Source organism: Pedobacter steynii (genome assembly GCF_001721645.1).
GTDB lineage: Bacteria > Bacteroidota > Bacteroidia > Sphingobacteriales > Sphingobacteriaceae > Pedobacter > Pedobacter steynii_A.
Window position 1 is genome coordinate 5,697,305 of the sequence record NZ_CP017141.1, and the last position, 13,429, is coordinate 5,710,733.

Below are 13,429 nucleotides of genomic sequence, written 5' to 3' on the forward strand. Positions count from 1 at the left end.
CATAAAAAAGGCGATAGGGTATACCTTATCGCCTTTTTTTTAGGAAACAAAAGAGCGGAATTAACCTTCTCTTTTCACATAAGTTTTGTTACCGTTTTTATTGATATAATATTTTCCACCACGTGGGCCGGTTAAAATCTGTTCTCCGTTTGGCCCTTGCAGACTTCTGTCCACTGTAGGCTTATAATCTTTTGGTGTTACCGTCGAAGTTGCTTCTTTTTTAACCTGAGTAGCTCTGGTTTTGGTCTCTTTCACTGCAGCTTCTGCTTTTTCCTTACTTGCCGTGTAACGCTTGTCCGGAGTACCGTCTTTTTTCAAACCGGGAGTGCTTGCCTTAACTTCTTTTACTGCTTCTTCTTTTTTAGCAGCAGCTTTGCTGGCCGTTTTTTTCGATGTCTCCGCCGCTACTTCTTTAGCGTTTGTATAACGTTTGTCGGGAGTACCGTCTTTTTTAAGCTTCGCACCGGAAGCAGCGGCTTTATCTGCAGCCTTTTTTGCTGCCACTGTTTCTTTTTTGGCAGCAGCCTTAGCTGCAGCAGCTTCCTTCTTCGCATCTGCCTTTGCCTTACTGACTTCCTTTTTGGCTTTTTGTGTGGCAACGGTTTGTGCAGGTTGGGCAGTTTGCGCCATACCTAAACTTACGCAGAAGCTCAGGATGGTCAGTAATGAAAATAGTTTTTTCATGATTTTGTTTTTTGATACGCTGTTTTATAAACTGTTCATAGTGTATTGATCTGTTAGCTTTACAAACATTAAACCAATTTAATATATTACCCTGAAATTTATACCAAAAAAGCAGAATATTTTTCAGTAATTTTCTTAGTATCAATCTGCTATAAGATTACTATTTCCTATATTGGTAGAGGTATTATTCAATAAACTTTTCATTATGGATCAAAGAATTATCAATCTTTACGACGAATACACCCACAGTGGCATCAACAGAAAAGACTTTATCAGGAAACTGGCTCTTCTTACCGGCAGTACTGCACTAGCCTTAACCATCCTTCCATTGCTGGAAAACAATTATGCCGCAGCAGCCGAAACCGACGATGAAGCCCTTAGCCTGGAAAACATTACTTACCCTGGAGCAGAAGGGGAGATGAAAGGCGTTCTGGCCAGGCCAAAAGATAAGAAACACCTCGGGGCAGTACTGGTGATCCATGAAAACCGCGGATTAAATCCACATACGATTGCGGTCACAAAAAGAGTAGCCTCAGCAGGTTTTTTAGCCCTGGGTGTAGATGCACTCTCTTCTTTTGGAGGCACTCCTGCAGATGAAGATAAAGCCCGGGATCTGATCGGACAGCTTGACCCGGAAAAGAACCTTCAGAATTACCTGAAAGGGCTTGATTATTTAAGGAAACACAAAGATGGGAATGGAAAGGTGGGTTGTGTAGGTTTCTGCTGGGGAGGAGGAATGGCCAACAAGCTGGCGGTAAATGACCCCAATCTGTTAGCAGCCGTAGCTTATTATGGGGCACAGGCAAAAGCAGAAGATGCAGGAAAGATCAAAGCCAGCCTGATGTTACACTATGCAGGTCTCGATGAAAGGATCAATGCCGGAATCGCAGCCTATGAAGCAGCATTAAAGCTCCACCATATTCCTTATCAGTTGTTCATATATGAAGGAGTGAACCATGCCTTCAACAATGATACCTCTCCGACAAGGTATAATGAGGCTGCAGCTAAACTGGCATGGGAGAGGACCATCGATCTGTTTAAATCAAAGTTATCCTAAAGAAGATCATCCTGAGATTCCGGCTTTGCAACCACATACTGAGTAGGTTGACCTCCCCGCTAACAGGCCGGATTATTAGGGTCAATAAGAATTTCCGCTAACTAAAACAAAAAACGTTTTCCAGTTGTTTGAAGATTAAATTGATAATTATACTTATAACTGACACTAGCATTGGAATTTAAGCTAAGAATGCTTAACTTTGTGCAAATTTTTAAACATTAATGAAGATATTTATTACAGGCCTTCCGTTAGAAGTAGGGGAAGATGAATTAACAGCCGTATTTGGTGATTTCGGTCAAGTAAAATCACTTAGGATTATCAAAGATCGCGAGACTGGTCAAAGTCGTGGGTTTGGTTTTGTGGAAATGCCGGTAGAAGAAGAGGCAAAAGAAGCAATCAAACGCATGAACGGTGGCGATTATAACGGTAATCGAATTAAAGTTGCTGAAGCTCAGGAAAAACCAGGTACTGGTGGAGGAGCTGGTGGTGGCTTTAAACGCAACAACCGTACAGAGAAAAGCTATTAATAGCTTTTTTCTTATTACAGTTTAAGATTCTATTCTTATAGATCAATCCATATAGGGCAGCAAATATGACTTATATCGTATTTGCTGCTTTTTTATTTGGATGCTATGAGTGATTATTTCTGGTTTACCAATGCAGTAACCAGACTTTTCCACTGTGGATAAGAAAATCCAATTTTGGCGCCCCATCCAACCAGTACATTTCTGACATTATTGATCAGCACACTGGTATCTGAATTGGGAACTTCGTTTCTCCCATGCACTTCTGCTCTGACCTCCAGGCCTTCTCTTGTAACCGTAAAAGTGGATGTTGCTTTATCTTTAAAAAAATGCGCGGTTTCCGGATTTAGGTGTAAAGGATTGGCGGCCGGTCTTGCTCTCATGATGATCGTTTGCCCTGCTGAAGACTGCTCTTCTTTGATGAGCTCTACAACTACCCAGTCAAATCCGTCGCCCGTAGTTGTTCCGGGACCTGGTATGTTGATTTTAAAATGGTCACCCTCCATTGCCGCACGTTTCACCGTTTTTCCGGAAGCATCAGTGAGTGTAAATGTTGCCGAAGGGAATCCGCAAAGCTCATCCCAATTGAAAACTTCCAGCAAACGTTTTTTAGCCAGGGCATAACACGCATTCGCTTCGGTTTCGTCTTTTAACAATGTTTTCTCAAAAACATCCATCTCTGATCCTTCTTCCTGTTTTGGAATTTCCTTTTTCATTTCTTTCCTTTTCATGACCTAACACCTGAAAGGTATTTTTGTTTCTTTTGACCCGCTATGCCGTCCGTTTTTACCGTCATTTTTATTAAATTAGTAAAATGAAAGTAGATTACATTGCCTTATCTGTTCCTGTATTTTTCATTTTGATTGGGATAGAACTGGCCTGGTCTTTCTATAAAAAGCTCAACTATTATCGTTTTAACGATTCCATTTCCAATCTGAGCCTGGGTATCGGGCAGCAGCTTACCGGAATTTTCATGAAAACAGCCTTGTTCTTCGGGTACAAGTACATCTTTGAACATTGGAGATTATTTGAGCTTCCTCAATCTATCTGGATCTGGATCATCCTGTTTATCGGTGTGGATTTCTTTTATTACTGGTTCCACCGGATGAGCCATCAGGTAAATGCGCTATGGGCTGCTCATATTGTACATCATCAATCGGAAGAATATAATCTGACCGTTGCCTTGAGGCAATCCTGGTTTCAGGGCTGGTTTTCCTGGGTATTTTATTTACCGCTGGCATTTGTGGGATTCGATCCGCTGATGTTCCTCACCTTAAGTTCGTTCAACACCCTGTATCAGTTCTGGATTCATACCCGGGCCATAAAAAGCATGGGCCCTTTGGAATGGATTTTAAATACTCCTTCCCATCATCGGGTCCACCATGGTTCCAATCCAAAATATATTGACAAAAACCATGCAGGAACCCTCATCATATGGGACCGTATTTTTGGTACTTTTCAGAAAGAAGAAGAGGAGGTTTATTATGGCATAACCTCTCCCTTGGCCAGCTGGAACCCGGTATGGGCCAATGTACATTATTGGGATGAGTTATGGAGAACGGCAAGACAAAGTCCACGCTGGCGTGATAAAATCAACGTGTTTATCAAACCTCCGGGATGGTTTCCTGCACATCTAGGCGGATTTAAAACCGCTCCGGAGATCGACCCGCTACAATATAAAAAATACGATCCACAGTACCATCAGCAGTTGACGGGATATGTGATCGTTCAGTTTCTGGTAGGCCTTATTGCCGGTTCCGCTATTCTTTTTTTAAATAACAGCATTCCCGTACCTGCCCTGATCAGCGGCACGGTATTCGTGATCTTAACCCTCCTTACCTGTGGAGCTTTGCTGGAAGAAAAGAAATGGCAGGTTAAATTCGAATATGCACGTTTGATATTGGGGATTTTAATAGTTTTGCTCCAGGATTTCCCGGTCGGCTATCAGGTTATATTTTCTGGCCTTAATATCTGCTCGGTAATCTGGTTTTATAACCTTCAAAAAAAGAATGTACATGCTGAAGAAATACCTGAAGTTTAATATTTTATTTGCCCTGATCTTTATCCTGCAGGTGTATGCGGAATTTAACGAAGTAAGTACCCTCAGGTATCTGATCAAACCTTGCATTGTACTTTCTCTGTTGGTGATGCTCTATATGGAAACCCGCTTAAAAGGAAGGTTTCATAAACGCTTGTTTACCGGATTGGTTTTCGCTCTCGCCGGCGATGTGCTGCTGATGCTGGCCTGGCAACATACGGCTTACTTCATGTATGGCCTGCTGGCCTTCCTTATTGGTCATATATTTTACATCAGCGCTTTCTATCTTGACTTCAGATCTGCTCAGGAACTGGACAAGAAAGGAGCAAGGATTGCCATTATATTGTGTGCTGCTTTCAGCATTACCTTTTATTTCTTTCTTCGTCCGCATCTGGGAGAAATGAAGCTTCCGGTGATGGTGTATACCTTTGTGATCAGCATGATGATGATGATGGCTGCGTTTAGAAATCAACGGGTAAACAAGCTTAGCTTTAACCTGATCCTTGCTGGAGCATTGTGTTTTCTACTATCAGATTCTATTCTCGCCTACAATAAATTTGTGAGGGGATTTGACTTTGCCGGGGTCTTTATAATGGCGAGTTATATGGCTGCACAATACCTGATCACGATGGGTGCGGTAGAAAGAAAACTATTGAAAAATGACTAGCGTTTTTCTTTTTCCAGAATCGTAAAAGACTGCACAAGTCTTTCCCCGTTTTCATCTACCAGGGTTAAAGTATGTTTTCCTGCAGCAGGAGCAATGGCCAGCTGATGATAAGCAGTTGTCGTAGCCACATATTCATTGTCAATATGCCAGTATATCTTCGCATTGTTATTGCGATGAGTTGCATTTAAAACCACTTTTCCGCGGCTTCCATCGAACTCTACCGGAATATAAATGCTGGCATTGTTCTTTGGATAAATCATTTCCATTACAAAGTTAGTACCTGCGTCTGAGCAACCTGGCTTAAAAGGAGGCAATACCTTATAATCCGTGTTTTTAACCTTATAATAATACTCCATTGCCGGAGGCAGAATAAACCAGGACTGATGTACCATCATGGAAATGGGCTCACACTGATCAGTAACCCGGTAGCTGGAAGTACGGTCCAGATGAATGAGTTTATGGTATGGACAGATTCCTGTTTTCTCTCCGGACGGGGCCACCAGCTCCTCCAGTGTCTCTTTGCAATACTCTCCGGCCTTATATCCGCTCTGTCTGCATACTTTCATTTTCCGAAGTTTATTTTTAGGCATCTGGAACCATTTCCCTTCAGGCAGCTGCCTGAAGATATCGAAAAGTACCGGGGCGGCAACATCAACTCCCGTTAAACCCGGACGGCCTTCACCATCGGCATTTCCCACCCAGACACAGACTACATATTTCGCCGTTAAACCAATCGCCCAGGCGTCCCTGAACCCAAAGCTGGTTCCGGTTTTCCAGGCTACCCTTTGTGAAGAGGAAAACTGTTCCCAAAGCCCTTCTTCACCCGGCCTCATGAGCTCCTCCATCGCGTTGAAGGTGTTCCAGATCGAACCATGATCGATTGTAGAACTGAGCTCGGTTTCTTCCTCATCCAAACGATCCTCTCTCTTGCTTTTGACATAGGAGGGAGCATCATAATCATGAGGATTATACTTTCCTTTATAGTCATTAAAGTGGTTCAGCGTCCTTGCCATACCCATATAAGTTTTGGCCAGGTCCCACATCGTTACTTCACTGCCCCCCAGGATCAGCGATAAGCCATAGTGATCTGCAGGTTGATTCAATGTACTGATTCCCATTTTCTTAAGCTTATCATAAAAACGCTGATATTTATAGCTTTGCAGCATTTTGACTGCAGGGATGTTTAAAGAACGACTGAGTGCACGATCTGCCGGAATGGCCCCGTCATAACCCAGGTCATAATTTTGAGGGGAATAGCCATTGATTTGAGTAGGCACATCGGGAATAAGGGTGCGGGGCAGGATAAAACCATCGTTCAGCATACTGGCATACAGCAGAGGTTTCAAAGTACTGCCCGGACTACGTGCAGCCTTAATCATGTCGACATGACTCTCCAGTTCCTTATTTTCCGGTTGATAAATGTTCCCTACATAACTGAGTACCGTTCCGTTTCTGACATCCAATACCAATGCCGCAATATTGTTGATGTCGTTGGCACGGTACCTGTTGTTGTACCGTTTCAATAAACTATTCAGTTTAAGCTGAAGGTCATAATCCAGCGTCGAAAGGACACGGGTAGAATTGTTTTTTAAGGAAACCCTTTCTGCTTTAAACCGGTTGAGCAGGTGTGGGGCATTCTGAGGCAATTGCTGAGGCTTTCCGGGGATCGGCTCCAGTTTGGAGAGGTTCGCTGTTTCCTGGTCTATCATTTTGAGCGCTGCGATTTTATCCAGGAGGTCATTTCTTTTCCTGATCAGCTTTGCCGCATTTTTACCAGGATGAACCAGAGATGGACTATTCGGAAGGACAGCCAGAGTAGCCATTTCTCCCCAGGATAAACTTCCGGCAGCTCTCCCAAAGTACCGCCAGGAAGCCGCCTCCAGACCAACCACATTGCTGCCAAAAGGAGCATTTGCAGCATATAATTTAAGGATATCAGTTTTAGAATGGGTAAGTTCAAGACGAAAAGCCAATATCACCTCAATCAGCTTTTGCCAGACCGTACGACTTTCTTTCCGCGACAGGCGGATGACCTGCATCGTCAAAGTGCTGCCGCCGCTCACCACACCTTTGGCTTTCAGGTTCTGCCGCATTGCCCTGGCCATTGCCAGGAAATCTACTCCAGGGTGATTGAAAAAGCGTTTATCTTCAAAGGCCACGATACATTGTTCGAATTTTCCCGGAATACTATCCGCAACAGGAAACCTCCATTGCCCGTCTTTGGCAATAGCTGCACTCAATAAAGTCCCATTCGAAGCTTCTACTACATATGAAGTAGGACTTAAGAATAATTTTGATGGCAAAAGAAACCAAAACCAGCATAGCAATAAAATACAAATGATATCGCTGACTACCAGTTTTGGTTCGTAACTGAACTTTTTAAACATGCTACTTAATTACCTGCACCCATTTCCCTGCCGTAGTTGCACTGATATTGTTATTATACATCGCTTCACACTGAACGGCAGAAAGGTAATAACGACCGATATAGGAAGCGTTTAACAGCACTTTATAGATAACTGTCTCATTCTCCCTCAGGTTGAAGTAAGTGAATACACGATCGTCTCTGATGTCTCTATACGTATATGGCGAAGAAGCAACTGCACTTTCGCTGTCGTTAATCCTGTTGTTGATGATCTCCCAGCCGGAAGGGAAGATCTGTGTTAGTGCCATTTGCTCATAATAGCCCATTCTTCCCGGATTTTTAATCGTTACCTCAGCATAAAAATCCGTTCCCTGTTTTAAGGTAGAAGGATCAAGCGATTTTCCATTTAACAACTTGTAATCGATATTCATTTCTAAAGCTTCTGCGTTATTCGGCAGGAAGTTGTTCTGCCCAGCCGAGGGTTGTCCCTGAAGGATCAGACGTCCAAACAGCACACGGTCGCCTGTATTGCTGATCATTACGCCATTTCCCTTAAAGGTCAAATCGGTAACGTTCATGAACTGTGCAGAGTTTACGGTTCCGCTTTTTCCATCAATCTTATAATTGTATTTCAATGAACTTGAACTCGTATTTGCCCCACAGAATTTGGCAATGGCCAGTAAACTATAAGCGGTAGTCTGTGTGCTGTACCAATCGTCCCTGCCCAGTTTAGCGGCCAATGGCTGAATGAGTTTTGCAGCATCTCCTTTTCGGCCCAGAAGGGTCAGGGTTTCCAGGATCATCGCCTGATCACGTACGTCAGACCCATAAGTTCCACCCATCTGGTTATAAGGTTTTACTTCTGTAGCCAATCCTCTGATCAGGCTATTTGCCGCATCTGTTTGCCCGGCAAGCTTATAAGCAGCAGCCAGTCTCCACTTCGCTGTTTCAGAGAGATACTGGAAGGCTTTCAGTCTGTTCATTGCCGCCATTTCCGGTCTTTTAGCCAGGGCAAGCACATATAAACGATAAGACTGGGAAAGATCCCCGCCATAGAAATTACTGCTGTTTGGCGCCCAGTTGGTTGCTTTGCCTTTTAAGTAACGTAACAATTCGTCCAGCATTCCTACCGGAAGGGTATAACCTGCATTTTGTGCCTCAACAAGGAAGTGACTGGCATAATTACTTCCCCATTCGTCGGAAGTACCTGCTCCCGGCCAGTAGCCTAATCCGCCATCGCCGGTCTGGAAGCCCCGCAATTTATTAATCCCCGCTTTCAGGTTTCTTTCCGTTGTTACTTTCTGCTGCTCTGTTAAAGGTGTCAGCTTATTCAGAAACAGTTGTGGAAATACCCCCGATGTAGTTTGCTCCACACAACCGTGTGGATATTGCATCAGGTAGCTGAGGCGCTTTTTAAGATTGATCGGAGGGATGGCAGACAACTCCACACTTCCGGTATTTGTTCCTGCCATGCCTACAGGCTGATAAGAAGTACCCCAGTTTTTACCTGGCTCGATCACAATAGGTACCACATTGGTCACATATGGATTCGGATTTCTGATGTCAAGCTCCACGTCATACGCAGTTTTCTCAGCACCACTTTGCGCAATCAGTTTTACTTTGGCTATGCCTGTTATTTCAGGAACTTTGATTTCAAAATAAGCCATTTGCTCTCCTGGTTGTTTGAAGCTGAGCTGCTGGGTTTTACTACCGATCACTTCCAGGTTTGAAGATTGCAATTGTAAGCTTACATTCTTCAGGTTTTTTTCTGTGGCAAATACCGTTGCAGGCAGAGTAAAGCTTTCACCAGGACCGATCACCCTTGGAAGGGTAGCCAGCAACATCAGTGGTTTCTTCACCTGTACACTTTTTTCGGCAAAACCATAAGCGCCATCCTGACCGGCAACTACCATCGCCCTGACCGCACCTATATATTGAGGCAGTTTAAATTTATGGGTATTGCTTGATCCTTTAGACAAAGCAAAAGGCCCCAGATATTTCACTACCGGAACAAACCGGTTGGCTTTCGCAGGGTTCAGGTTTTTATTGATACTGCCATCACCACCGATGCTCAGGATTCTTTCAAGATTGCCTCCCCATGCACCCAGGACATAGTCAAATAAATCCCATGTTTTTACGCCCAAACCTTCACGGGCATAAAAGATACCATGAGGATCAGGAGTTTTAAACCTGGTGAGGTCCAGTAAACCCTCATCTACAATGGCAACGGTATAAGTCATCGCTTTTCCATTTTGCTCGGTTATGGTAATGCTGCTTTCCGTTTCCGGTTTCAGTTTATCCGCCATTTTGATCAACGGTTTCAAAATCGTTTCCGGGTCTTCAATTAATAATGGAATAGCGCCATACATCCGGATTGGAAGGTCATTCAGTGTTTGTGCATGCGGTTGTAATAAAGTCACATTAGCAAACACGTTGGGAGCCATATTCTTCTCTGCCTTAAACTTAAATTGCGTTTGTCCGGCTTTGGTATCAGTCCAGAAGGTTTTCAATACTTTACTTCCATTTTCAATAGAAATCAAAGCTCTGCCGTCTTTTCCTGAAGGAATGGTCAGCACAATATCTTCGCCTACTTTAAATTTGGTTTTATTCGCCGTGAAGGAAAGCATGGATGCCTCAGTAGGGTTACTGCTTTGTTCACGCTGTGCCCATCCCGGCCAATCGATATATACTGATTTACCAGATACATGGCCACCATTGTGGTCCCTTACAATGATCATATAACGGCCCCATTCCGGCTCTTCAATTCTCAGGTTCCAGCTGGCTTTACCGCCACTGATCTGAACAGTTTCTTTTTTGATCAGTTTGTTATAAGAGTTCTGTGTAAAATTGGCAAACGAATTTTCATTGTCCTGTTCCCACCACCAGCGCCACTGCACTTTATACAGCTCCACATCTACAGATTTTGATCCAGCCAGCAATTTGCCATCCCGGTTGACATTCACAATGTCTATCTTATGGTTCTGTCCGGTCAGCAACATACCACTCAGGCGATCTCCTTCGGGAGTTTTAATCCCGTAGTAGTCCGTATAAACATGGTAAGGTATACTAAAATTATCTATACTGAAGTTTCCACCTGCCTCGAATACTTTAATTGCAAAATTAGCCCTGAGCATTCCAGGAGCACTATTGTTTTCATTTAAATTGGTATTTACAGCCGCGGTTCCATTCTCGTTCAGGGTTCCTTCAAAAATGGTTTTCACCTGCGATTGAAAGGATACCGTAGGGTTGTCAAAACTATAGCTTTCAAACCCCTTAAAAGTGGTTTGCATGGTATTCAGGCTAACATCAACCTTGGCTTTCAGGTGTTTGCCCGGGGCACCAAACAGCCAGGCTGCCGAAAGGGTTGCTGAAGCTCCGTTTCCTACACCAAGGTAAGGTCGGTTGCCATAATCAAAGTTGATTTTAAGCCTGTTCGGCATTACGGTTTCAATCTTAATTGTTTTAGAGAATGTTGCACCGCCGGCTTTTACCTTTGCCAGCCAGTTTCCGGTAGGGGCCGTACTTTCGGTAGCCGTTTTAAAAGCATAATATCCATTTAATGGTTTTCCATTGATGGCTCTTTTAACGAGTTGTCCCTGTGGATTATAAAACTCAAAAGTGACTGGATAACCTCCTGGTAATTTTTTCAGTTTATCTTCCAGAATAAAGGAAAGAAATACCGAATCTCCGGGGCGCCAGACGCCACGTTCACCATAGATAAATCCTTTTAAACCATTTTGCACCACATCACCACCCACATCGAACCTGCTTAACGGAAGCGAGCTTCCATCATCAAGCTTGAGGTAACCCCGCTCATCGCCATTCCTGGCAATTAACAGGAATGGTTTTTTCTTCAAATCAAATGAAGCCATTCCATCTCCGTCTGTTTTCACCGTATGGATCACCTGTTTTTGATAATCCAGCAATTCCAAAGTAACACCACTCAATGTTTTAGCGGTCAAAAGATCGGTAGCAATGATCATCATACTGTTGTCATTACCGCGTTTCGCGATCAGTCCGATATTAGAAGCAATCAGGTTTCTGCTGGCCCAGCGTTCACTGGTATAATAGGAAGGGGTACATGGATTATCCCGATCTTCCCAACGGTAGTTATTGGGATAATTGTTGGCATAACGGGTCCAGAAATCGTCGTCTTCATCTATCTTTTCTCCATAGCCACCGTAGTCGCCGTAATCTCCCTCGGTATCTCCGTCTTCGGCTTTGGTCTCTACACATTTAAAGACGTTATATTCTCTTCTGAAACCAACCGTTACCCGATACATGGCACCCGGTTCTGTACGGATAATTTTATCCAGATCCAGGGTAAATCTATTTTTCTTATGCAGGTCCAATGCCTTATCTTCATCCAAACGAATGGTCTTCTGAACAATGGGCTTACCCACACGTCGTAATTCCTGTCCGTCTTTGTAATTATTGGTCTGGAAAAATTGCGGGATATTGTTTTCGTAGATCTTGATCACTGTTACATCTACCGCTTTTAAATTTACCGCTTCAAAGGGCAGTACCAGTTTACCTGAAGTAGGGAGGATACTACCACTTCCTGCAATGGTTACTGAAGGTAGCTTATTTTCAAAAACAATATTTGCAGTTTTAGCTGAAGGCAGCTTAACATTATTGATATTTTCGACACCGGCATTTACGGTTAGTGCATAATTGCCTTCCAGCGACTCCGCCGAATAAATTTTCACCTGACTGGCATCAATGGTGAACCTAAGGTCAGACAGTTGGGCAAGGGTGATCAGTCCACTCAGGTCCTGCGCGACATGAACAGGCTCAGAAAACTGAACCAGTGCAAAATCTTCCAGATCCTGTACCGCTTTCATGTTTAATATTTTGAAAACACCCTGAGCAGGGACCTCCAATACCTCTTCACCTTTACCTGGTGCATTAATTGCATCACCGGACCAGATTAATTTTAATGGGTTATCTTTTTTTGTTTTCCTGATGCTGTCGATGCTGAAAGTAGAGGTGTTTTTAGCAGGATTGTGTTGCCATTTCACTTTCAGGGATTGAGAGAAGTCTATCTTCAGGGACTTTTCAATTTGTTTAGGATCTTCCTGATCAGAAGTCAATACTTCTCCGCTTAATTTCATATAATCCAGCGCAGTATTGTTCTGAGAAACCAGTCCATTCTGACTCAGGCTCATTCCCGGATTGATTACCCTGAAATTAAATTCAAATTCCTCCAGGTCTTTTTCTGTCTCTGTTACTTTATTAAGCTGGAAGGTCGCCTCGTAATCTTCCCCGGGTTTTAAAGGCTCATCCGGTCTGAACTCCAGGGTTTGAGCATCTATCCAATAGGTTTTCCCTTTTACAGAAGGGGAGAAGCTAAAGAGGTCCCGGGAATCAGCCACCCCGATATCACTCATGGTTTTCACCTGACTGGCGAGGTGGAGCCGTATAAAACTTTTCTTGGAAACGGTTCCGGAGGTATAGGCTTCTATGTATTTTGAGTAAGCCTGGTTATAATCTTTTGGTCTTTCTTTTTTAAAAAAGAAGAGGGAAGCAATGCCAATAACGATTGCCGCTACTGATCCGATAATAATTCCTTTTTTATTCTTTTGAATAAACGGGGATTGCGTGAATTTCATACACTTTTATAGTAAAGTTGGAGATGTGTACGAAAATTAGCAAAAAGGATTGGTATAGGAAACTAAACCGAAATTATTTTATCATCACCCCCGGCATATTTACCAATGGGATACGGATCAGGTTATCATCAACGATACTTTCAGGAAGAAAAATAAACTTTTTATCATAGATCACCTCGTCCAGGTAATAGCTTAACCAATATTCGTTGGTTAAACCAAAAACTTCAGGATCTATCGCTTCAACGCCGGCAAAAGAGCGCGGCTGAAGGTCTCCCAATGAATGTCTGAGTACAGAGGTTTGTACCATTCTGCCATCCTTTTCACCATAGCCTTTAGAGCTGATCAAAACGTTCTTCAGTGGCTTATCCTTAAGATTAACCAGGTACACTGTCCAGTTCTTTACTTCAGGACTTTCACTCTTCAACACCACTGCAATGGCAATGTCTTCTACTATATTTTCAGGGAGATCTTTCTTCATATCT

General features: G+C 43.3%; 9 protein-coding genes. 4 read left to right on the forward strand and 5 right to left on the reverse strand.

Annotation, left to right across the window (positions count from 1 at the left end; all coding sequences use genetic code 11):
* Positions 1–60 precede the first annotated feature (60 nt).
* Complete coding sequence (locus tag BFS30_RS23590; RefSeq protein ID WP_083252211.1) at positions 61–684, reverse strand: hypothetical protein; 624 nt, start codon at positions 682–684, stop codon at positions 61–63.
* Between the two features lie 205 nt (positions 685–889).
* Here BFS30_RS23590 and BFS30_RS23595 point away from each other — a divergent pair, with 205 nt between their 5' ends.
* Both BFS30_RS23595 and BFS30_RS23600 read left to right on the forward strand, forming a co-directional pair.
* Positions 890–1,741: a dienelactone hydrolase family protein gene (locus tag BFS30_RS23595; protein ID WP_069381544.1), complete on the forward strand. Its 852-nt coding sequence runs from the start codon at positions 890–892 to the stop codon at positions 1,739–1,741.
* 221 nt (positions 1,742–1,962) lie between these two features.
* Positions 1,963–2,268: an RNA recognition motif domain-containing protein gene (locus BFS30_RS23600; RefSeq protein ID WP_069381545.1), complete on the forward strand. Its 306-nt coding sequence runs from the start codon at positions 1,963–1,965 to the stop codon at positions 2,266–2,268.
* 113 nt (positions 2,269–2,381) lie between these two features.
* Here BFS30_RS23600 and BFS30_RS23605 read toward each other — a convergent pair whose 3' ends face one another.
* Entirely contained in the window at positions 2,382–2,981 is a 600-nt protein-coding gene (locus tag BFS30_RS23605; protein WP_237028651.1) for a hypothetical protein, read from the reverse strand.
* Between the two features lie 98 nt (positions 2,982–3,079).
* Here BFS30_RS23605 and BFS30_RS23610 point away from each other — a divergent pair, with 98 nt between their 5' ends.
* Entirely contained in the window at positions 3,080–4,306 is a 1,227-nt protein-coding gene (locus BFS30_RS23610; protein ID WP_069381547.1) for a sterol desaturase family protein, read from the forward strand.
* Positions 4,281–4,970, forward strand: coding sequence for a lysoplasmalogenase (locus BFS30_RS23615; protein ID WP_069381548.1), 690 nt, complete (start codon positions 4,281–4,283; stop codon positions 4,968–4,970). The genes BFS30_RS23610 and BFS30_RS23615 overlap by 26 nt, the downstream gene beginning before the upstream one ends.
* Here BFS30_RS23615 and pbpC read toward each other — a convergent pair.
* The 3 genes from pbpC to BFS30_RS23630 all read right to left on the reverse strand — a co-directional run bounded on the left by pbpC (position 4,967) and on the right by BFS30_RS23630 (position 13,425).
* Entirely contained in the window at positions 4,967–7,357 is a 2,391-nt protein-coding gene (gene pbpC, locus BFS30_RS23620; RefSeq protein ID WP_069381549.1) for a penicillin-binding protein 1C, read from the reverse strand. The genes BFS30_RS23615 and pbpC overlap by 4 nt on opposite strands.
* A gap of 1 nt (position 7,358) precedes the next feature.
* Positions 7,359–12,947 carry an alpha-2-macroglobulin family protein gene (locus BFS30_RS23625; protein ID WP_069381550.1) on the reverse strand — a complete coding sequence of 1,863 codons (5,589 nt, stop codon included), beginning with the start codon at positions 12,945–12,947 and terminating at the stop codon, positions 7,359–7,361.
* Positions 12,948–13,020: 73 nt separating this feature from the next.
* Positions 13,021–13,425 (reverse strand): hypothetical protein, encoded by a 405-nt coding sequence (locus tag BFS30_RS23630; RefSeq protein WP_069381551.1) that lies wholly within the window; start codon positions 13,423–13,425, stop codon positions 13,021–13,023.
* Positions 13,426–13,429: the final 4 nt, after the last annotated feature.

Bases quoted from the DNA above. Each gene is read 5' to 3' on its own strand.
- BFS30_RS23590 (WP_083252211.1), bottom strand. From the start codon at position 684: ATGAAAAAACTATTTTCATTACTGACCATCCTGAGCTTCTGCGTAAGT.
- BFS30_RS23595 (WP_069381544.1), top strand. From the start codon at position 890: ATGGATCAAAGAATTATCAATCTTTACGACGAATACACCCACAGTGGC.
- BFS30_RS23600 (WP_069381545.1), top strand. From the start codon at position 1,963: ATGAAGATATTTATTACAGGCCTTCCGTTAGAAGTAGGGGAAGATGAA.
- BFS30_RS23605 (WP_237028651.1), bottom strand. From the start codon at position 2,981: ATGAAAAAGGAAATTCCAAAACAGGAAGAAGGATCAGAGATGGATGTT.
- BFS30_RS23610 (WP_069381547.1), top strand. From the start codon at position 3,080: ATGAAAGTAGATTACATTGCCTTATCTGTTCCTGTATTTTTCATTTTG.
- BFS30_RS23615 (WP_069381548.1), top strand. From the start codon at position 4,281: ATGCTGAAGAAATACCTGAAGTTTAATATTTTATTTGCCCTGATCTTT.
- pbpC (WP_069381549.1), bottom strand. From the start codon at position 7,357: ATGTTTAAAAAGTTCAGTTACGAACCAAAACTGGTAGTCAGCGATATC.
- BFS30_RS23625 (WP_069381550.1), bottom strand. From the start codon at position 12,947: ATGAAATTCACGCAATCCCCGTTTATTCAAAAGAATAAAAAAGGAATT.
- BFS30_RS23630 (WP_069381551.1), bottom strand. From the start codon at position 13,425: ATGAAGAAAGATCTCCCTGAAAATATAGTAGAAGACATTGCCATTGCA.